This is a genomic window from Micromonospora sp. IBHARD003, assembly GCF_056106285.1.
Window position 1 is genome coordinate 7,324,866 of the sequence record NZ_JBWBBX010000001.1, and the last position, 19,734, is coordinate 7,344,599.

Below are 19,734 nucleotides of genomic sequence, written 5' to 3' on the forward strand. Positions count from 1 at the left end.
CTACCGCTTGCCGCCGCCCTGGTTCGGCCCCAGCAGACCTGCCTTGCGCAGGGCGTCCGCCATCGCGCTGTTCGACGGCGCGGGGGCCGTACGGTCACCTGAGCCGCCGCGGCCCGCTCCGCCCTGGCGCTGCTGGGGCGGACGGCCGCCCTGGCCCCGTTCACGGCGCTGGCCGCCGCCACCGCCGCCCGGAGTCCGCTGCGCCGCCTCGTCGTCCAGACGCAGCGTCAGCGAGATCCGCTTGCGCGGGATGTCGATGTCCAGGACCTTCACCTTCACCACGTCACCCGGCTTGACCACGTCCCGGGGGTCCTTGACGAACGTGCGGGACATCGCCGACACATGGACCAGACCGTCCTGGTGGACGCCGACGTCGACGAACGCGCCGAACGCGGCCACGTTGGTGACGACACCCTCGAGCACCATGCCCGGCGCGAGGTCCGAGATCTTCTCGACGCCTTCCTTGAAGGTCGCCGTCCTGAACGCGGGCCGGGGGTCGCGCCCCGGCTTCTCGAGCTCGCGCAGGATGTCGCCGACCGTCGGCAGACCGAAGGTCTCGTCCACGAAGTCGTCCGCGCGCAGTGAGCGCAGCACGGCCGTGTTGCCGATCAGCGCGGCCACCTCACTGCCCGTGGTCTTCACCATCCGCCGCACCACCGGATACGCCTCGGGGTGCACGCTGGAGGAGTCCAGCGGGTCGTCGCCGCCGCGGATCCGGAGGAAGCCCGCGCACTGCTCATAAGCCTTCGGGCCGAGCCGCGCGACGTTCTTGAGCTCCTTGCGCGAACGGAACGGGCCGTTGGCGTCGCGGTGCGACACGATGTTCTCCGCGAGCCCCGACCCGATGCCCGACACACGCGAAAGCAGCGGCGCGGAGGCCGTGTTGACGTCGACGCCGACGCCGTTCACACAGTCCTCGACGACCGCGTCCAGGGAGCGGGAAAGCTTCACCTCGGACAGGTCGTGCTGGTACTGGCCCACGCCGATCGACTTGGGGTCGATCTTCACCAGTTCGGCGAGCGGGTCCTGCAGCCGGCGGGCGATCGACACCGCGCCGCGCAGCGAGACATCGAGCTCCGGCAGCTCCTGCGAGGCGAACGCGGACGCCGAGTACACGGAGGCGCCTGCCTCGGACACCATCACCTTGGTCAGCTTCAGTTCGGGGTGCTTGGCGATCAGTTCACCTGCGAGCTTGTCCGTCTCGCGGGATGCGGTGCCGTTGCCGATCGCGACCAGCTCGACCGCGTGCTCCTTCGCGAGCCGCGCCAGCTTCGCGAGCGACTCGTCCCACTTGTTCGCGGGGACGTGCGGATAGATCACGTCCGTGGCCACGACCTTGCCGGTCGCGTCGACGACGGCGACCTTCACGCCCGTACGGAAGCCGGGGTCGAGTCCCAGCGTCGCCCGGGTGCCGGCCGGTGCGGCGAGCAGCAGGTCCCGCAGGTTCGCCGCGAAGACGCGCACCGCCTCGTCCTCGGCCGCGGTCCGCAGCCTCAGCCGCAGATCGATGCCCAGGTGGACGAGGATGCGGGTCCGCCAGGCCCAGCGCACCGTGTCCGCGAGCCACTTGTCGGCCGGCCGGCCGAGGCCGGACACGCCGAAGCGGCGGGCCACCATGCCCTCGTACGTCGAGGGGCCCGGCTCGTCCGACGGCTCCTCGGGCTCCAGCACCAGATCGAGGACCTCTTCCTTCTCGCCGCGCAGCATCGCGAGCACCCGGTGCGAGGGCAGCTCGGTGAACGGCTCGGCGAAATCGAAGTAGTCGGCGAACTTGGCGCCCGGCCCCTCTTTGGCGTCGCCCTTGCCGTCCCGTACCTTCGCCACCAGCCGCCCGTGCGTCCACATCCGCTCGCGCAGCTCGCCGATCAGATCGGCGTCCTCCGAGAAACGCTCCGTCAGGATCGCCCGGGCGCCGTCCAGCGCGGCTGCCGGATCGGCGACCCCCTTGTCCGCGTCGACGAACGCCGCGGCGGCGGCGAGCGGTTCGATGGACGGATCGCCGAGCAGCCCTTCGGCGAGCGGCTCCAGACCGGCCTCGCGGGCGATCTGCGCCTTGGTGCGCCGCTTGGGCTTGAACGGCAGATAGACGTCCTCGAGGCGTGCCTTGGTGTCGGCGGCCCGGATCTGGGCCTCGAGCTCGTCCGTGAGCTTGCCCTGTTCGCGTACGGACTCGAGGATCGCGGTGCGCCGCTCCTCGAGCTCCCGCAGATACCGCAGTCGCTCCTCGAGCGTGCGCAGCTGTGCGTCGTCGAGCATCTCGGTCGCTTCCTTGCGGTAGCGCGCGATGAACGGCACGGTCGACCCGCCGTCGAGCAGCTCGACGGCCGCCTTCACCTGCCGCTCGCGTACGCCGAGCTCCTCGGCGATCCTGCCTTCGATGGACGTCGTCACGGTTCCCCGACTCGCCTTCTGATGCTGGCTGTGCCTGGAGGCCCCGCGCTCCTGCCCGCGCGGCCTCTTCGCCTGCATTCTGCCGGGTGGCCGGGGGCCGTGTCGCGTGCGCCCCCTTCGGCGCGTGGCGGCGGTCAGCCCTTGCCGCGCAGATCGGCCGGGAAGGCACCGGCCGCGACCGCTGTCCCCAGGAAGCCGTATGCGAGTTCGGTGAGGCGTTCGACGGACGCAAGACCGAGGTGTTCGTAGGGGGCGGCGTCCAGGCGGTCGGTGTGGTCCTCCAGTTCCTCCCGCAGTGCCACGCCGTCGGCGGTCAGTTCGCCCTCGGCGTCGAGCAGTCCGCGCTCGCGCAGCCGGTCGCACGCCGCGTTCCAGTCGTCGCGCCGCCAGCCCCGGGTGGCCAGGGCCCAGCGGGGTGACATGCCCTTGCCCGTCGCGGTGTGGCTGGCCATCGACTCCAGCGGGTCGAGCCCGGCGGAGAGCAGCGCGGCGACATGGCCGTCGCCGCGGTGTTCGCGCAGCAGTGTCGTCGCGTGCCAGTAGGCGAGGTGCGGCTCCTCGGGTACGGGAAGGTCCGCGTGCGCCGAGTAGAGCGGGCGGGCGTGACGGGTGCACGCCTCGGCGGCACGCAGCGCCAGCGTTGCCGCCTCCGCCATCTCCTTGGACGCGACGGCCTCGTCGCCGAGCAGCCTGCGCAGGGTGGCGTCGACCGCGCGCAGCCTGGCCGTCAGCACGGCATCGGGGGACGCCGTCTCCCACACCGCCGGGAAGTGCCGGGTCAGCAGCTCGTGGTTGTAGTTGTAGAACGCCGCGGCGACCGTGCCGGCCCCGACGGCGCCCATCGCGGCGGCCCGGCTGGAGAGCGCGGCGGCCGAGAAGTCCTCGATGCCCACCCCGGCGAACTGGGCGGTCAGATCGGGCGAGAAGTACACACCGGCGTGTGTCGAGTTGAGGGCGCTGGCGCAGCGGCGGCCCGCGCGCGGGGGGAGAGAGGTCATGGCTGCACGTTACCGACTGGTCGGTACGACAGGAAGGGCGGGATGCCGTAGAGCCCTGATGGCAGAAAGGGTGGGGATCTTGTCATTGCGGTCACGCGCCGCTGCGCCAACGATGGACGCATGCCCGAGCAAACCGTGCTGATCGTGCTCTTCGACGGAGTACAGAGCCTTGATGTCACCGGCCCGCTGGAGGTCTTCGCGGGGGCGAACCAGATCCCCGGTGCGCCGGTCACCTACCGTATCCGGACGGCTTCGCCCGGCGGCGGGCCGGTCCGCACCTCCAGCGGACTCACCCTGGTGCCGGACGGCGCTCTCGGTGACGACTGCCCGCCGCCGCACACGCTGATCGTCCCGGGAGGGGAGGGCACCCGCCGGCCCGATCCGGGACTGGTCGACTGGCTCAGGGCGCACGCCGGAGGTGCCGTGCGTCTGGTCTCGGTGTGCACCGGCGCCCTGCTGCTGGCCGAGGCCGGACTGCTCGACGGACACCGTGCGACCACGCACTGGTCCGTCTGCGACCATCTCGCACGCACGCATCCGCGGATCGAGGTCGACCCGGATCCGATCTTCGTCAGGGACGGCCGGATCGCCACGTCGGCCGGGGTCACGACCGGGATCGATCTGGCGCTGGCGCTGGTCGAGGAGGACCTGGGGCGCGACGCCGCGCTGACCATCGCCCGCCATCTCGTGGTCTTCCTGCGCCGTCCGGGCAGTCAGGCGCAGTTCAGCGCCCAGCTCGCGGCCCAGACCGCCCGGCGTGAACCGCTGCGCGACGTGCAGCAGTGGATCAGCGAGCACCCGGCCGGCGATCTGTCGGTCGAGGCTCTGGCCGCCCGTGCCCGGCTCTCACCGCGTCAGTTCGCCCGTGCCTTCCGTTCGGAGACCGGGATCACTCCGGGCCGGTTCGTCGACCGGGTCCGCCTCGAGCACGCCCGACGGCTGCTGGAGGACACGGGCGACGGCATCGAGGAGATCTCCCGCGCCTGCGGCTACGGCACTCCGGAGGCCATGCGGCGGGCGTTCGTGAAATCCCTCGGGACCGCGCCTGCCGAATACCGCCGCCGATTCCGTACGTCACAGCCGTCCGCCCGCTGACAGCCCGCGTCACCGGCGCCTCACGTCACCGACACCTGACATCGACATCTCAAGAGACCGACATCTCAAGAGACCGACATCTCAAGACATCGACACCGCAAGTCGTCGAACCCGTAAATCGACCCCGCAAGGAGAGCCATGCAGATCGCCGTCCTCCTCTACGAAGGCTTCACCAGCCTCGACGCCATCGGCCCCTTCGAACTGCTCAGCAGGCTGCCGGACGCGGAGACCGTCTTCGTCGCCCAGCACGCGGGCCCCGTGCGAAACGACCAGGGCAACCTCGCCCTCGTCGCCGACCGGAGCCTCGCCGAGGTGACCGCCCCGGACATCGTCCTCGTACCGGGCGGCCCGGGCCCGCGGGAGGCGGTGAAGAACGTCGCGGTCCTCGAGTGGCTGCGGGCCGTGGACGCCACCAGTACCTGGACCACCTCCGTCTGCACCGGCTCGCTCCTCCTGGGCGCCGCGGGCCTGCTCCGGGGCCGCCGGGCCACCAGCCACTGGCTGGCCCTGGAGGACCTCCGGGCCATGGGCGCGGAACCGACGAGCGACCGCGTCGTCTTCGACGGCAAATACGTCACCGCCGCCGGGGTCTCGTCCGGCATCGACATGGCGCTCCACCTGCTCGGCCGGATCGGCGGCGACCGGCTCGCCCAGACCATGCAGCTGCTCACCGAGTACGACCCGCAGCCGCCGTACGACGCGGGCTCGCCGGACAAGGCGCCGGCCGATGTCGTCGCCTTCTGGCGCGAGGAGAATTTGCTGGGCCGCGCGGAGGCGGGCTGACGGTCGCCGGCGCAGGCCGCCGGCCCCGCCGTGCCGTCACACCGTCCAGGTGAAGCGCGGCGGCCTCCGCTCGAGGAAGGCGGCGACTCCTTCGGCGGCGTCGGCGCTGCCGCGTGCCTGCGCGGTCCAGTAGGCGTCCCGGTCGGTGCGCCCCGCCGCGAATTCCTTCGCCGCCGCCTGGGTGAGCTGGGACCGGCCCACCAGGACGCGTGTGAACTCGGCGACCCGCTTGCCCAGCTCGCCCTCCGGAAGCACCTCGTCCACCAGACCCGTGCGCAGCGCCCGCTCCGTACCGATCAACTCACCGGAGAACAGAAGGTACTTCGCCGCCGCGGGGCCGACGAGTGCCACCAGCCGCCGGGTCGACGACGCCGGATAGACGATGCCGAGCTTGGCCGGGGTGACCCCGAAGGCGGCACCCTCCTCCGTGAACCTCATGTCACAGGCAGCGGCCAGCTGACAGCCGCCGCCGACGCAGTAGCCGCGCACGGCCGCGAGGGTCGGCTTGGGGAAGGCGGCGAGGGCCTCTTCCGCACGTACGGCCAGACTTTGCGGGTCCTCGTCCGCGCCGGGGGTGTGGGCACGCAGGGAGGAGATGTCGGCACCGGCGCAGAAGGTGTTCCCGGCGCCGGTCAGGACCAGCGCCCTCACTCCGGGATCCCGCGCGAAGCCGTCGAGCACGGCCGGCAGCGCCCTCCACATCGCTGCGGTCATCGCGTTGCGCTTGCCGGGATTGCCGATGACGACGGTGGCGACGCCGTCGGCCACCTCCGTGGAGAGCTGTCCCTGCTGCGGATCCGTTCCGTCCATGGGCCGGGATGCTATCGGGCGGCCCCGGATAGCCGATGAAGAAGGGGCGGCGAGGAGGGTGGGCCGGGTGTCAGGGAAGCCCGACGGAAAAGATCGGAACCAGTCGCGGAACCAACGTGATCAGACGTATCCGGTCGGAATCCGTCGATCGTGGCTCACTTGCGGTCAGCGGCCCGGTACGGACCAATCCGTTCCCACACTCGTGAGTTACCTGGTCAACGGGTTTCCTGGCCACGATTCACGAGGGTGGGTGCGGGACTATGGAGAGCCCCGGGAGCGTTCCGGCGCGGCCACTGTCGTACGAAGGCGTCTGGCGGTTCACCGCACCCGCACACGAGGTCTCCGTGCCCCAGGCCCGGCACGCCGTCCGTGACCTGATCCGCCGTCAGGGTGTGCCGCTGGACGACGAACTGCTCCAGGGGCTGCTGCTGATCCTGTCCGAACTGGTCACCAACGCCGTACGGCACGCGGCGCTTCTCTCGCCCGAGCTGGCCGTCGAGCTGGCGATCGGCCCCGACTGGATCCGGGTGGCCGTCGAGGACAACCATCCGTACCGGCCCAAGGCGCTGGAAACCGACTACGCGCAGACCGGCGGCCGCGGTCTGCTGCTGGTCAGGGAGATCACCCGGGAAGCCGGCGGGACCTGCGACGTGGAGCACACCGCGACCGGAGGGAAGATCATCTGGGCGGCGCTGCCGCTCGTCCTGCCGGGTCTCGCGGGTCCGGTGCCGTGGTAGACGGCCGCTGAATCGCCCCGGAGGGGTTCCCGTGCCGAAGGCCGGAGAGGCTTCTGCGACCGAGGGCGATGCGGCTACCAGCCCTTGGCGGGGCCGGTGAGTTCCTTGATCGCGGGGCGCGCGGCGTCCAGTACCGTCATGAACCACGCGGAGAAGGTGTCCCGGGCATGCCGCTCGGCCAGCTCGGCAGCCGTCACGAACGCCGTCTCCCCGACCTCTGAAGGGTCCGGCCGCAATGATGCCTGCACCATCCCGACGAAGAGGTGGTTGTACTCCTGCTCGACCAGGCCCGACGCCGGATCCGGGTGGTTGTAACGCACCGTGCCTGCCTCGGCCATCAGCGAAGGAGACACGCCCAGCTCCTCGTATGTACGACGGGCGGCGGCGGCGAACGGTGCCTCACCCGGGTACGGGTGCCCGCAGCAGGTGTTCGACCAGACACCCGGGGAGTGGTATTTCCCGAGGGCGCGGCGCTGGATCAGCAGCTGCCCGTGCTCGTCGAAGAGGAAGACCGAGAAGGCCCGGTGCAGTCGGCCGGGTGCCTGGTGGGCGGAGAGCTTCTCCGCGGTGCCGATGGTATGGCCGTTCTCGTCGACGAGTTCGAGCAAGATCGGCTGCATCGTGCCGCTCGGCGAGCTGTTCGCCGTGGTGGCGGGTGTGGTCGGCATGGCCATCCTTCGCTTCGGTCCTCGGCCCTGCGGGGCCAACCCAGTCTGCCGTAAAAAAGCGGCTTGTCCGCACTTCACCGCTCATGGGGCATGTCCGCGCCCGCCGCGCGGGTGCGTGGCGGGCGCGGACGACGGATCGACCCGTGGGCTCCCGAGGAGGTGATCATGCCCTGCGGCTGCTCCGCGAACCGTCCGGGACCAGCGCCGTCATGGTTTCCCCGTGCCTGTCGAAGCATCCGCCGGTGACAGGAGTCCGTCCTGGTGGCGGGAGCCCGTCCTCGCTGACGGAGCCCGGCCTCAGTGACAGAGCCTGGCCTCGTGCTCGGCATGACCGCTGGGCTCCAACTGGAACGTGCAGTGCTCGACGTCGAAGTGGGACCCGAGGCAGCCCTGCAGTTCGTGCAGCAGCTTCTCGTGACCGATCGCGTCCAGCGCCTCCTGTGCGACCACCACGTGGGCCGACAGCACGGGCATCCCCGAAGTGATCGTCCAGGCGTGCAGATCGTGGACGTCCTCCACCCCCGGCAGGGCCTTGATGTGCTCACGTACCTCCGCCATGTCGACGCCCTTCGGCGCGGCCTCGAGAAGCACGTTCAGGGTCTCCCGCAGCAGCTTGAGCGTCCGCGGCACGATCATCAGGCCGATCACCAGTGAGGCGATCGGGTCGGCCGCCTGCCAGCCGGTGGCCAGGATGATGCCCGCCGAGATCAGCACCGTCACCGAGCCGAGCGCGTCCGCGAGGACCTCCAGATACGCCCCGCGCACATTGAGGCTTTCCTTCTGGCCGCGCACCAGCAGGGACAGCGACACCATGTTGGCGATCAGGCCGACGAGGGCGAACGCGATGGTGAGGCCGCCCTTGGTCTCGGCCGGGGTGATGAAGCGCTGCACCGCCTCGTACAGCAGGAAGCCGCCGACGCCGAGCAGCAGCAGGCAGTTGGCGAGCGCGGCGAGGATCTCGGCGCGTGCGAAACCGTAGGTGCGCCGCGCGTCGGCCGGGCGGTCGGCGAAATGGATCGCCAGCAGAGCCATGGCCAGGCCGAGAGCGTCCGTGGCCATGTGTGCGGCGTCCGCGATGAGCGCCAGCGAGTCGGCCAGGATCCCGCCCACGATCTCCGTGACCATCACGCTCAGGGTGATCATGAGCGCGACCCGCAGACGCCCCTTGTAGGCGGCGGTCGCGGTGCCCGGCGGGGGAGCGCCGTGCGTGTGCCCGTGGTCGTGCCCAGCCCCCATGTGGATGCCTCCCGGGTCGTCGGACGGAGTCCGAGTGATCTGTCCGATTGGCCAGTGAACTACGGGTGGGGGGTATCGGGCAACACGAAGCTGAACACCGTTGTCATATGCTCTGACCTGCGGTTACGTTCGCAGGTCAGAGCGTGGTGAGCGTCAGCGGGCAGCCGCTTCGGGATGGCGCAGCAGCCAGCCCTCCCAGGCCGAGGCGACCATCTCGCGGACCCCGTGCCGGGCGGTCCAGCCCAGCTCCTTCCCGATCCGCTCGACCGAGGCGACGGCCCGTGCGGCGTCACCCGGCCTGCGCGCCGTGACGGCCGCGGGTGTGCCGTGGCCCGTCACCTCCGCCACCAGCCGGGCGAGCTCGCGGACCGACACGCCCTCCCCGCGTCCGACGTTCACGGTGAGGTCACCGGCGCCGCTCTGCTCGGCCAGCCGCCGGGCCACGGCGAGATGCGCGTCGGCCAGATCGGAGACATGGATGTAGTCGCGGACGCAGGTGCCGTCCGGGGTCGGATAGTCGTCGCCGAAGATCTGCGGGGCCTCACCGCGGCTGATCCGGTCGAAGAACATCGGGATGATGTTGAACACCCCGGTGTCGGCGAGCTCGGGCCTGGCGGCGCCGGCCACATTGAAATAGCGCAGGCACGCCGTGGCGATGCCGTACGCCTGTCCCGCGGCCCGCACCAGCCACTCGCCGGCGAGCTTGGTCTCCCCGTACGGGTTGATCGGCACGGCGGGGGTGTCCTCCGTGATGAGCTCCACGTCGGGCACTCCGTACACCGCGGCGGACGAGGAGAAGAGGAAGCGCCGGACGTCCGCGGCGACGACGGCCTCGAGGAGGACCGTCAGACCGTGCACATTGTCGCGGTAGTAGCGCAGCGGCTGCTCCACGGACTCCCCGACCTGCTTCTTCGCCGCGAGATGCACCACACCCGTGACGGCGTGGTCGGCGAGCGTACGGTCCAGCGCCTCCCGGTCGAGCACGGACGCACGCACCAGGGGCACACCCGCCGGCAGCCGCTCCTCGACCCCCGTCGAGACGTCGTCGAGGACGACGACCCGCTCCCCGGCCTCGGCCATGGCTCGCGCCACATGGGCTCCGATGTACCCCGCTCCACCTGTGATCAGCCACGTCATGGCCGCAACCCTAAGGGCTCGCGGCGTGGTCCGGGGTCGGCGGTCGCGGAGCCGGGTACCGGCCGCCCAGGGGGCACGGTTTGTGGGGCGGGGTGGAGATCGACGATGATGATCCAGGCCGGACCCGGCGGGGCCGGCCGGCACAGAGCATGCCCCGTACGGAGTACGGGGCCGCCGGGGGGACCAGGGGTGACCCCACCGGTAAACCTCGGTGAACTCGGTATTCCGAACATCCGATAGCCTCAGCCGACGTGCCGCTGCCCGGGTCCCGGGCCCCGCCGCCGTGCACAGCCACCCGTCAGCGCCAAGGAGTGAGTCCGTCTGTCGACCGCCATCCTCACCGGTCCGCCGGTACCCGGATCGTCGCTCGAAGGCGATCTCCGGTCGCTGGGCTTCGAGGTCCGCGCCGCGTCCGGCGCCGACGAGACCGCCGCGCTGATCGCCGGGGTCCCGGCGGGCGAGCGCGTCGCCGTCGTGGACACCCGCTTCATCGGTCATGTACACGCCCTGCGTCTCGGGCTGACGGACCCCCGCTTCCCCGTGTCGGCCGTCCCGGGTGCGGTGACGGCCCAGCCGGAGGCGCGCGCCGCGCTGCTGAGCGCACTGAGCGCGGCGGCCGGGTCCGGTGCGGCCATGACACCGCCCGCCGCGGACGGTGACAGCGGCCCCGGCTCCTCGGACGGCGCGCTCACCGCGCGTGGCAGTGCGCCGGGCGCCGGGGACCCCCGCGAGGCCGGCTCCGTGCTCGCCGACCGGATCGCCGACGCCCTCGACGCCGAAGGCGTCCCCGCACACCGCCCCGAGCTCGGATCCCTCGTGGCCGCCGTGCCGGGCGACCCTCGGGCCCGCAACGAGGCCCGGCAGGCCGTCGCCGCCGTGGACGACGAGGCCGTACGGCTGCGCTCCGCCGTGAAGTCGCGTGACGGCTTCTTCACCACCTTCTGCATCAGCCCGTACTCGCGCTACATCGCCCGCTGGTGCGCCCGCCGCGGACTGACCCCCAACCAGGTCACCACCGCCTCGCTCATCACCGCGCTGGTGGCGGCGGGCGCGGCCGCCACCGGCACCAGGGGCGGCTATGTCGCCGCCGGCCTGCTGCTGATCTTCTCCTTCGTCCTGGACTGCACCGACGGGCAGCTGGCCCGCTACTCCCTGCAGTACTCGACGATGGGCGCCTGGCTCGACGCCACCTTCGACCGGGCCAAGGAGTACGCCTACTACGCGGGCCTCGCCCTCGGCGCTGCCCGGGGCGGCGACGACGTCTGGGCGCTGGCCCTCGGCGCGATGGTGCTGCAGACCTGCAGGCACGTCGTGGACTTCTCGTTCAACGAGGCGAATCACGACGCGACCGCCAACACCAGCCCCACCGCCGCGCTCTCCGACCGCCTGGACAGCGTCGGCTGGACCGTCTGGGTCCGGCGCATGATCGTGCTGCCCATCGGCGAGCGCTGGGCCATGATCGCCGTACTGACGGCGCTGACGACGCCCCGGATCGTCTTCTACGCCCTGATCGTCGGCTGCTCCTTCGCCGCGCTGTACACCACCGCGGGCCGGGTCCTGCGTTCGGTGACCCGCAAGGCGCACCGGACCGACCGCGCCGCCCAGGCCCTCGCGGACCTCGCGGACTCGGGGCTGCCGGCCGAGAGCTTCGCGGCAGCGTTCCGCGGAGTGGCCCGGAGGCTGCCCGGGATCGCGACCCTGCCGGTCGCCGTGGCCGGTGGCGCGGCCGTCGTGGCCGCGGCCGCCTTCACGGCCCCCGGCAGCTGGTGGCCGGTCGCCGCCGCCGCGCTCTACGTCGCGACCTCGGGTTTCGCGGTCGCCCGCCCCCTCAAGGGCGCACTCGACTGGCTCGTACCGCCCGTCTTCCGGGCCACCGAGTACGGAGTGGTCCTGCTGCTCGCCGCCAGGTCCGGGGTGGACGGAGCCCTGCCCGCGGCTTTCGGGCTGGTCGCGGCAGTCGCCTACCATCACTACGACACGGTGTACCGCATCCGCGGTGGCACCGGCGCGCCGCCCGCCTGGCTGGTGCGGACGACCGGCGGGCACGAGGGCCGCACGCTGGCGGTGACGGTCCTGGCGGCCGTCCTCGTACCGCAGGGCGGCTCGGGCTTCGCCGTCGCGCTCACCGTGCTCGCGGTGGCCGTGGCCCTGGTGGTGCTCGTGGAGTCGATCCGCTTCTGGGTCTCCGCCGGAGCACCCGCCGTACATGACGAAGGAGAACCCGCATGATCGGCCTTGTACTGGCAGCCGGTGCCGGACGGCGTCTGCGTCCTTACACCGACACGCTTCCGAAGGCCCTCGTGCCCGTGAACGGGGACCTGTCGGTCCTCGACCTCACGCTGAAGAACTTCAGCGAGATCGGCCTCACCGAGGTCGCCGTCGTCGTCGGCTACCGCAAGGAGGCCGTGTACGCGCGCAAGGAAGAGCTCGAGGCCACGTACGGCCTCAAGCTCACCCTGATCGACAACGACAAGGCCGAGGAGTGGAACAACGCCTACTCCCTGTGGTGCGCCCGTGACGTCCTGGCGCGGGGCGTGATCCTCGCCAACGGCGACACCGTGCACCCGGTCTCCGTCGAGAAGACCCTGCTGGCCGCCCGCGGCAACGGACAGAAGATCATCCTCGCCCTCGACACGGTGAAGCAGCTCGCCGACGAGGAGATGAAGGTGATCACCGCCGAGGGCAAGGGTGTGCGGAGGATCACCAAGCTGATGGACCCGGCGCAGGCCACCGGCGAGTACATCGGCGTCACCCTCATCGAGCCCGAGGCCGCCGAAGAGCTCGCCGACGCGCTGAAGGCCACCTTCGAGCGCGACCCCGACCTCTACTACGAGGACGGCTACCAGGAGCTGGTGAACCGGGGCTTCCAGATCGACGTGGCGCCGATCGGCGACGTCCGGTGGGTCGAGATCGACAACCACGACGACCTCACGAAGGGCCGTGAGATCGCGTGCCAGTACTGACCCGGCTCATCCCTTCGCCGGTCGTCGTCGACATCGGCTGCGGCGCTCTGGACGATCTGGCCGGCCTGCTGGCCGACCAGCGCATCTCCGCGTCCGGCGAGCTGGCGTTCGCGATCAGCGGCGGCTCGGGCCAGGCGCTGCGCGAGCGGCTGGCCCCGGTGCTGCCTGGCGCCGACTGGTACGAGGTCCAGGACGGCACCATCGACTCCGCGGTCAAGCTGGCCGACGACGTCAAAGGCAAGCGCCGTTACGACGCGGTCGTCGGCCTCGGCGGCGGCAAGATCATCGACGTGGCGAAGTACGCCGCGGCGCGGGTGGGCCTGCCCATGGTCGCCGTCGCCACCAACCTGGCGCACGACGGTCTGTGCTCGCCCATCTCGATCCTGGACAACGACAACGGCCGGGGCTCGTACGGCGTCCCCTCGCCGATCGCGATGGTGATCGACCTGGACGTGGTGCGCGAGGCGCCGGTCCGTTTCGTCAGGTCCGGGATCGGTGACGCGATCTCCAACATCTCGGCGATCGCCGACTGGGAGCTGTCCCACAAGATCACCGGTGAGTCCGTCGACGGCCTGGCAGCCGCCATGGCCAGGACCGCAGGCGAGGCCGTGCTCCGCCACCCCGGGGGCGTCGGCGACGACGAGTTCCTCACGGTGCTCGCCGAGGCGCTGGTGCTCTCCGGTATCGCCATGTCGATCAGCGGCGACTCCCGTCCCTCCTCCGGCGCCTGCCACGAGATCAGCCACGCCTTCGACCTGCTGTACCCCAAGCGGGCCGCCAGCCACGGCGAGCAGGTCGGGCTGGGCGCCGCCTTCGCGATGCATCTGCGCGGTGCGGGCGAGGAGGCCGCCCTGTTCGCCGAGGTCCTGCGCAAGCACGGGCTGCCGGTCCTCCCCGAGGACATCGGCTTCTCCACGGACGAGTTCGTCAGAGCCGTGGAGTACGCACCGCAGACCCGGCCCGGCCGGTTCACCATCCTCGAGCACCTCGACCTGTCCACCGACCAGATCAGGGACGCGTACGCCGACTATGCCAAGACCATCCGTAGCTGAGCTCCGTCCGGTCGTTCACCCGGCGGGTGTCAAGGACCGGCGCAGCGGCGAGCACTGGGGCGGCCGCCTGTACATGCGGGAGATCTCCCTGCGGATCACCCGCGTCCTGGTCGGCACCAAGGTCACGCCGAACCAGCTGACGTATCTGATGACGCTGGCCGGTGTCCTGGCCCTGCCGGCCCTGCTGGTGCCGGGCATCTGGGGCGCCGTCCTCGGTGTGGTGATGGTCCAGCTCTATCTGCTGCTGGACTGCGTGGACGGCGAGGTCGCCCGCTGGAAGAAGCAGTACTCCCTTTCCGGCGTGTACCTGGACCGCGTCGGCGCCTACCTCTGTGACGCCGCGGTCCTGGTCGGCTTCGGCCTGCGCGCCGCGGACCTGTGGGGCGGCGGACCGGTCGACTGGCTGTGGGCCTTCCTCGGTACCCTCGCCGCGCTCGGCGCGATCCTGATCAAGGCCGAGACCGACCTGGTCGGCGTCGCCCGGCACCAGGCGGGGATGGAGCCGGTCAAGGACGCGGCCGCCGAGCCGCGCTCGTCCGGTATGGCGCTCGCCCGCCGGGCCGCCGCCGCGCTGAAGTTCCACCGGCTGGTCCTCGGCATCGAGGCGTCGCTGCTGATCCTGGCGCTTGCGGTCCTCGACCAGGCCCGGGGCGATCTGTTCTTCTCCCGCCTCGGCGTGGCGGTGCTGGCCGGTATCGCGATGCTGCAGACGGTGCTGCACCTGGTGTCCATCCTCGTCTCCAGCAGGCTGAGGTGAGCTCCGTGCAGCAGTCCTCCGGGGAGCGACCCCCGTACCCCCGCAAACTCGGTGCCGTCGTCATCACCATGGGCAACCGGCCCGACGATCTGCGCGCCCTCATCGACTCGGTCGCCAAGCAGGACGGCGACCCGGTCGAGGTGGTCGTCGTCGGGAACGGCGCCGCGGTCACGGGTGTGCCCGACGGCGTACGAACGATCGACCTGCCCGAGAACCTCGGTATCCCCGGCGGCCGCAACGTCGGCATCGAGGCCTTCGGACCGGGCGGCCGCGACGCCGACGTGCTGCTCTTCCTCGACGACGACGGGCTGCTGCCGAACACCGACACCGCCGAGCTGGTGCGCCGGGCCTTCGAGGAGGACCCCGCCCTCGGGATCGTCAGCTTCCGGATCGCCGACCCGGACACCGGCCTCACCCAGCGCCGGCACGTCCCGCGGCTGCGCGCGTCCGACCCGATGCGCTCCTCGCGCGTCACGACCTTCCTCGGCGGTGCCAACGCCGTCCGCACGAAGGTCCTGGAACAGGTCGGCGGGCTGCCGGACGAGTTCTTCTACGCACACGAGGAGACGGACCTCGCCTGGCGGGCGCTGGACGCCGGCTGGATGATCGACTACCGCTCCGACATGGTGCTGCACCACCCGACGACCCCGCCGTCGCGCCATGCGGTCTACCACCGCATGGTGGCCCGTAACCGGGTGTGGCTGGCCCGTCGCAATCTGCCGGTACCCCTGGTGCCGCTGTATCTGGGGGTGTGGATTCTTCTCACACTCGCCAGGCGCCCCTCCCTGCCCGCGCTCAAGGCGTGGTTCGGTGGATTCAAGGAAGGGTGGAGGACTCCGTGCGGGCCCCGCAAGCCCATGAAGTGGCGTACGGTATGGCGGCTGACCAGACTGGGCCGACCACCCGTCGTCTGACCGGCACAGGTCAGGGAGCATCGGGCGTGGCCCCGCCTCCCGGCCGCCATCTGAGCGTCCAACCGACACGCATCTTGAACACGAAAGTTTCAACTTGTGAGTGACACAACCCATGACGGTGCGATCGTGACGACCGCCCCGCCCTCTCCGGACGCCGGACTGAAGCCGGCGGAGCTGGCCGCCAAGTACGGCCTGTCGGTGAGCGGTGCCCGTCCGGGGCTCTTGGAGTACGTCCGGCAGCTCTGGGGCCGGCGCCACTTCATCCTCGCCTTCTCGTCGGCGAAGCTGACGGCGCAGTACAGCCAGGCCAAGCTCGGTCAGCTCTGGCAGGTGGTGACGCCACTGCTGAACGCGCTGGTCTACTACCTGATCTTCGGGCTCATCCTCGGCGCGGACCGCGGGATGCCGAAGGAGGTCTACGTCCCGTTCCTGGTGACGGGCGTGTTCGTCTTCATGTTCACGCAGACGTCGGTGATGGCGGGCGTACGGGCGATCTCCGGCAATCTCGGCCTGGTGCGCGCCCTGCACTTCCCGCGCGCCTCGCTGCCCGTCTCGTTTGCCCTGCAGCAGCTCCAGCAGCTGCTGTTCTCCATGATCGTGCTCGTGCTCATCGCGATCGCGTTCGGCAGCTACCCGTCGTTCAGCTGGCTCCTGGTCGTCCCGGCGCTCGCCCTGCAGTTCGTGTTCAACGTCGGCCTCGCGCTGATCATGGCGCGCTGGGGCAGCCACACCCCCGACCTGGCCCAGCTGATGCCGTTCATCATGCGTACGTGGATGTACGGATCCGGCGTCATGTTCTCGCTCAAGGTGATGCTCGCGGACAAGCCGGCGTGGATCGGCGACGTCCTGATGTACAACCCCGCGGCCGTCTACATGGACCTGATGCGCTTCGCCCTGATCGACGGCTACGGCTCGGCGAACCTTCCGTCGCACGTCTGGCTGGCGGCCCTGATCTGGGCGGTCCTGGTGGGTGCCGGCGGGTTCGTGTACTTCTGGAAGGCGGAGGAGCGATATGGCCGTGGCTGACGACATCAAGACTCCGGAAGGTGCGCGCGTTCCCACCGTCATTGCCGACGACGTCCACATCGTGTACCGCGTCAACGGCGCGGGCGGCGGCAAGGGCAGCGCCACCGCCGCACTGAGCCGCATCATCAAGCGAGACCGCGGCGAGGTGCGCGGCGTCCGCAAGGTGCACGCCGTACGCGGTGTCTCGTTCACCGCCTACCGCGGTGAGGCCATCGGTCTGATCGGCACCAACGGCTCGGGCAAGTCGACCCTGCTGCGGGCGATCGCCGGGCTGCTGCCCACCGAGAGCGGAAAGGTCTACACCGACGGTCAGCCGTCCCTGCTGGGTGTCAACGCCGCCCTCATGGGCGACCTCACCGGTGAGCGCAACGTCATCCTCGGCGGCCTGGCCATGGGCATGTCGCGCGAGGACATCCGCTCGCGCTACCAGGGCATCGTCGACTTCTCCGGCATCAACGAGAAGGGCGACTTCATCACGCTGCCGATGCGGACGTACTCGTCCGGCATGGGCGCCCGGCTCCGCTTCGCGATCGCCGCGGCCAAGGATCACGATGTGCTCATGATCGACGAGGCGCTGGCGACCGGCGACCGCAGGTTCCAGATCCGCTCCGAGCAGCGCATCCGCGAGCTCCGCAAGCAGGCGGGCACGGTCTTCCTGGTCAGCCACGGCCTGTCCACGATCAGGGACACCTGCGACCGGGTCCTGTGGCTGGAGAAGGGCGAGCTGCTGATGGACGGCCCGACGGACGAGGTCCTCAAGGCGTACGAGAAGGAGACCGGGAAGTAGTCCCGTACGGCGACGTACGGCAGGGCCCCGCCGGTACGCCCGGCGGGGCCCTGCCGTACGTCGGGGGCGACCCCTGCGTGCGGCCCGCCCGGGGTGCGGTCAACCCCCGTCGACCACGCGTCGATTCACCGTCAAGTCCTGTGCTCCGTGGGGTGGTTGATCACGGATCGCAGTGCTCTTGTAACGCTCACAGCGCCCCGCCGCGGCCTCAGGCGCTGTACAACGTAAGCTGTACCGGTGCTGATTCATGGCAAGTGGGGCGATACCTCCTGGGTTTCCCGCCCGCCGGGGGCAGCCCCCGTCGGACGGACCGGCGGCGTGTCCGAAATAGGATGTATTGGGTAGGCAGTGTAGAACGGGAGATGTGACGGCTATGACGGAAGATCTCCAGCTCCGCGTGGGCAGTGCCGTCCCCGCACCGGGCAGCCCGCAGTGACGGGAACCCGGCAGGTGCGCCCCGACGCCTCCTCGCGCACCACACTGGACAAGGCCGCTGACGAGAACTTCCCGGTGGCCCCCTTCTTCCTGCCGCGCGCCTGGCGCGACGACCTGATGGGCTTGTACGGCTACGCGCGCCTCGTCGACGACATCGGCGACGGCGATCTCGCCCCCGACGGCGCCGACGCCCGCCATCTCGGACTCGACCCCGCGCAGGCCGGCGACCGGCTGACGATGCTCGACGCCCTCGAGGTCGATCTGCGCGGTGTCTTCCCCCATGCCGCCGCAGGGGGCGACGGCTCCGGAGGAGAGGGCACCCCGGCCGCACAGCCTCCGCGCCATCCGCTGCTGCGCGCCCTGGTCCCGACCGTGCGCCGCTGCTCGCTCACCCCCGAACCGTTCCTCGCCCTGATCGAGGCCAACCGCAGGGACCAGCTCGTCGACCGCTACGAGACGTACGACGAGCTCGTCGCCTACTGCGAACTGTCCGCCAACCCCGTGGGCCGGCTCGTCCTCGCCATCACCGGCACCACCAGCCCCGAGCGGGTCCGCCTCTCGGACGGGATCTGCACCGCGCTCCAGATCGTCGAGCACCTCCAGGACATCGCGGAAGACCTGGCCGCCGACCGCATCTACCTGCCCACCGAGGACATGGAGCGTTTCCAGGTCACCGAGGCCGACCTGGCAGCGCCGGCCTCGAGCACCCAGGTGCGCGCCCTCGTCGCCTTCGAGGCCGCGCGCGCCCGGCGGCTGCTCGACGAAGGCACCCCGCTCGTCGCCGGCGTCCACGGCAGGCTCAGGCTGCTGCTCGCCGGCTTCGTCGCCGGAGGGCGCGCCGCGCTCGAGGCGATCGCGGCGGCCGGTTACGACGTACTCGCCGGACCGCCCACCCCCACCAAGCCGAGACTGATGCGCGAAGTGGGCGCTGTCCTGCGCAGAGCCCGTAGAGAGGGGTGAGCCGGAGTCATGGAGGGACACACATCCGCTTCCGCGCCGGTGCAGGCCGCGTACGGCTACTGCGAGGCCGTCACGGGACAGCAGGCACGCAACTTCGCCTACGGGATCAGGCTGTTGCCCACGGACAAGCGGCAGGCCATGTCCGCGCTGTACGCCTTCTCCCGCCGGGTCGACGACATCGGTGACGGGAACCTCGGAGAGGAAGCCAAGCGCGAGCGGCTCGAGTCGACCCGCGAACTCCTCGGCAGGATCCGCGGCGACAAGGTCTACGAGGACGACACCGACCCCGTGGCCGTGGCGCTCGCCGACGCGGCGCGCCGGTTCCCGATCCCGCTCGCCGGACTCGACGAGCTCATCGACGGCGTCCTCATGGACGTCCGTGGCGAGACCTATGAGACCTGGGACGACCTCAAGGTCTACTGCAGGTGCGTCGCCGGTGCCATCGGCCGGCTCTCCCTCGGTGTGTTCGGCACCCAGCCGGGCGCGCGGGGCGCCGACCGCGCAGGCGAGTACGCCGACACGCTGGGCCTGGCCCTCCAGCTCACCAACATCCTCCGGGACATCCGCGAGGACGCGGCGGGCGGCCGCACCTATCTGCCGGCCGACGACCTCGCCAAGTTCGGCTGCTCCGCGGGATTCTCCGGCCTGGTGCCGCCCGGCGGCGCGGACTTCACCGGCCTGGTCCACTACGAAGTCCGGCGCGCGCGGGGCCTGTTCGCGGAGGGCTACCGGCTGCTGCCCATGCTCGACCGGCGCAGCGGCGCCTGTGTCGCCGCCATGGCGGGGATCTACCGGCGCCTGCTCGACCGCATCGAGCGCGATCCCGGTGCGGTGCTCCGCGGCAGGGTCTCGCTTCCCGGCAGGGAGAAGGCCTATGTCGCCGTCCGCGGTCTGTCGGGCTTCGACGCCCGGCATATCTCCCGGCACATCACGCGGCAGACCGTCAGGAGGCGCGCTTGATGCGATGCCGCCCCGTCCGGTTTCG

Annotated in this window: 18 protein-coding genes; 12 read left to right on the forward strand and 6 right to left on the reverse strand. The window is 71.0% G+C overall.

Annotated features, from left to right (window positions below; genetic code table 11):
• The gene (locus ACTWOL_RS32130) at positions 1-2,391 is read right to left on the reverse strand and encodes a Tex family protein (RefSeq protein ID WP_474300370.1); all 2,391 of its coding nucleotides are present in this window, start codon (positions 2,389-2,391) and stop codon (positions 1-3) included.
• A 134-nt stretch (positions 2,392-2,525) separates the two neighbouring features.
• Positions 2,526-3,389 carry an SCO6745 family protein gene (locus ACTWOL_RS32135; RefSeq protein ID WP_474300371.1) on the reverse strand — a complete coding sequence of 288 codons (864 nt, stop codon included), beginning with the start codon at positions 3,387-3,389 and terminating at the stop codon, positions 2,526-2,528.
• Between the two features lie 120 nt (positions 3,390-3,509).
• Here ACTWOL_RS32135 and ACTWOL_RS32140 point away from each other — a divergent pair, with 120 nt between their 5' ends.
• Together ACTWOL_RS32140 and ACTWOL_RS32145 are read left to right on the forward strand one after the other, a co-directional pair.
• The gene (locus ACTWOL_RS32140; protein WP_474300372.1) at positions 3,510-4,484 is read left to right on the forward strand and encodes a GlxA family transcriptional regulator; all 975 of its coding nucleotides are present in this window, start codon (positions 3,510-3,512) and stop codon (positions 4,482-4,484) included.
• A 138-nt stretch (positions 4,485-4,622) separates the two neighbouring features.
• On the forward strand, positions 4,623-5,267 hold the full coding sequence (locus ACTWOL_RS32145; protein ID WP_474300373.1) for a DJ-1/PfpI family protein: 645 nt from the start codon (positions 4,623-4,625) through the stop codon (positions 5,265-5,267).
• Positions 5,268-5,303: 36 nt separating this feature from the next.
• On the opposite strand, the gene ACTWOL_RS32150 is transcribed toward ACTWOL_RS32145, so the two are convergent.
• The gene (locus ACTWOL_RS32150) at positions 5,304-6,077 is read right to left on the reverse strand and encodes an enoyl-CoA hydratase/isomerase family protein (RefSeq protein ID WP_474300374.1); all 774 of its coding nucleotides are present in this window, start codon (positions 6,075-6,077) and stop codon (positions 5,304-5,306) included.
• Positions 6,078-6,337: 260 nt separating this feature from the next.
• Between ACTWOL_RS32150 and ACTWOL_RS32155 the strand changes: the two genes are divergently transcribed.
• A complete protein-coding gene (locus tag ACTWOL_RS32155; RefSeq protein ID WP_474300375.1) occupies positions 6,338-6,814 on the forward strand; it encodes an ATP-binding protein in 477 nt (158 codons plus the stop codon).
• Positions 6,815-6,888: 74 nt separating this feature from the next.
• Here ACTWOL_RS32155 and idi read toward each other — a convergent pair whose 3' ends face one another.
• From idi to galE, 3 genes are all read right to left on the reverse strand, one after another.
• The gene (gene idi / locus ACTWOL_RS32160; RefSeq protein ID WP_474300376.1) at positions 6,889-7,482 is read right to left on the reverse strand and encodes an isopentenyl-diphosphate Delta-isomerase; all 594 of its coding nucleotides are present in this window, start codon (positions 7,480-7,482) and stop codon (positions 6,889-6,891) included.
• Between the two features lie 297 nt (positions 7,483-7,779).
• On the reverse strand, positions 7,780-8,718 hold the full coding sequence (locus tag ACTWOL_RS32165) for a cation diffusion facilitator family transporter (protein WP_474300377.1): 939 nt from the start codon (positions 8,716-8,718) through the stop codon (positions 7,780-7,782).
• A gap of 153 nt (positions 8,719-8,871) precedes the next feature.
• Complete coding sequence (gene galE, locus ACTWOL_RS32170; RefSeq protein ID WP_474300378.1) at positions 8,872-9,855, reverse strand: UDP-glucose 4-epimerase GalE; 984 nt, start codon at positions 9,853-9,855, stop codon at positions 8,872-8,874.
• A gap of 474 nt (positions 9,856-10,329) precedes the next feature.
• On the opposite strand from galE, the gene ACTWOL_RS32175 reads away from it, so the two are divergent.
• From ACTWOL_RS32175 to hpnD, 9 genes are all read left to right on the forward strand, one after another.
• A complete protein-coding gene (locus ACTWOL_RS32175; protein ID WP_474300379.1) occupies positions 10,330-12,084 on the forward strand; it encodes a DUF5941 domain-containing protein in 1,755 nt (584 codons plus the stop codon).
• Positions 12,081-12,818: a phosphocholine cytidylyltransferase family protein gene (locus ACTWOL_RS32180; protein WP_474300380.1), complete on the forward strand. Its 738-nt coding sequence runs from the start codon at positions 12,081-12,083 to the stop codon at positions 12,816-12,818. Before ACTWOL_RS32175 ends, ACTWOL_RS32180 begins: the two co-directional genes overlap by 4 nt.
• On the forward strand, positions 12,806-13,870 hold the full coding sequence (locus ACTWOL_RS32185) for an iron-containing alcohol dehydrogenase family protein (protein ID WP_474300381.1): 1,065 nt from the start codon (positions 12,806-12,808) through the stop codon (positions 13,868-13,870). Before ACTWOL_RS32180 ends, ACTWOL_RS32185 begins: the two co-directional genes overlap by 13 nt.
• Entirely contained in the window at positions 13,848-14,627 is a 780-nt protein-coding gene (locus ACTWOL_RS32190) for a CDP-alcohol phosphatidyltransferase family protein (protein WP_474300382.1), read from the forward strand. Before ACTWOL_RS32185 ends, ACTWOL_RS32190 begins: the two co-directional genes overlap by 23 nt.
• A 5-nt stretch (positions 14,628-14,632) precedes the next feature.
• Complete coding sequence (locus tag ACTWOL_RS32195) at positions 14,633-15,541, forward strand: glycosyltransferase family 2 protein (RefSeq protein ID WP_474300383.1); 909 nt, start codon at positions 14,633-14,635, stop codon at positions 15,539-15,541.
• Between the two features lie 123 nt (positions 15,542-15,664).
• Positions 15,665-16,567 (forward strand): ABC transporter permease, encoded by a 903-nt coding sequence (locus tag ACTWOL_RS32200; protein WP_474301302.1) that lies wholly within the window; start codon positions 15,665-15,667, stop codon positions 16,565-16,567.
• Complete coding sequence (locus ACTWOL_RS32205) at positions 16,554-17,354, forward strand: ABC transporter ATP-binding protein (RefSeq protein WP_474300384.1); 801 nt, start codon at positions 16,554-16,556, stop codon at positions 17,352-17,354. The genes ACTWOL_RS32200 and ACTWOL_RS32205 overlap by 14 nt, the downstream gene beginning before the upstream one ends.
• A gap of 432 nt (positions 17,355-17,786) precedes the next feature.
• Entirely contained in the window at positions 17,787-18,749 is a 963-nt protein-coding gene (hpnC, locus tag ACTWOL_RS32210; protein ID WP_474300385.1) for a squalene synthase HpnC, read from the forward strand.
• Between the two features lie 9 nt (positions 18,750-18,758).
• Complete coding sequence (gene hpnD, locus ACTWOL_RS32215) at positions 18,759-19,709, forward strand: presqualene diphosphate synthase HpnD (RefSeq protein ID WP_474300386.1); 951 nt, start codon at positions 18,759-18,761, stop codon at positions 19,707-19,709.
• Positions 19,710-19,734: the final 25 nt, after the last annotated feature.

Excerpts from the sequence above, each read along its gene's own strand:
- ACTWOL_RS32135 (WP_474300371.1), bottom strand. The coding sequence starts at position 3,389 with ATGACCTCTCTCCCCCCGCGCGCGGGCCGCCGCTGCGCCAGCGCCCTC.
- ACTWOL_RS32140 (WP_474300372.1), top strand. The coding sequence starts at position 3,510 with ATGCCCGAGCAAACCGTGCTGATCGTGCTCTTCGACGGAGTACAGAGC.
- ACTWOL_RS32145 (WP_474300373.1), top strand. The coding sequence starts at position 4,623 with ATGCAGATCGCCGTCCTCCTCTACGAAGGCTTCACCAGCCTCGACGCC.
- ACTWOL_RS32150 (WP_474300374.1), bottom strand. The coding sequence starts at position 6,077 with ATGGACGGAACGGATCCGCAGCAGGGACAGCTCTCCACGGAGGTGGCC.
- ACTWOL_RS32155 (WP_474300375.1), top strand. The coding sequence starts at position 6,338 with ATGGAGAGCCCCGGGAGCGTTCCGGCGCGGCCACTGTCGTACGAAGGC.
- idi (WP_474300376.1), bottom strand. The coding sequence starts at position 7,482 with ATGCCGACCACACCCGCCACCACGGCGAACAGCTCGCCGAGCGGCACG.
- ACTWOL_RS32165 (WP_474300377.1), bottom strand. The coding sequence starts at position 8,718 with ATGGGGGCTGGGCACGACCACGGGCACACGCACGGCGCTCCCCCGCCG.
- galE (WP_474300378.1), bottom strand. The coding sequence starts at position 9,855 with ATGACGTGGCTGATCACAGGTGGAGCGGGGTACATCGGAGCCCATGTG.
- ACTWOL_RS32180 (WP_474300380.1), top strand. The coding sequence starts at position 12,081 with ATGATCGGCCTTGTACTGGCAGCCGGTGCCGGACGGCGTCTGCGTCCT.
- ACTWOL_RS32190 (WP_474300382.1), top strand. The coding sequence starts at position 13,848 with ATGCCAAGACCATCCGTAGCTGAGCTCCGTCCGGTCGTTCACCCGGCG.
- ACTWOL_RS32205 (WP_474300384.1), top strand. The coding sequence starts at position 16,554 with ATGGCCGTGGCTGACGACATCAAGACTCCGGAAGGTGCGCGCGTTCCC.
- hpnD (WP_474300386.1), top strand. The coding sequence starts at position 18,759 with ATGGAGGGACACACATCCGCTTCCGCGCCGGTGCAGGCCGCGTACGGC.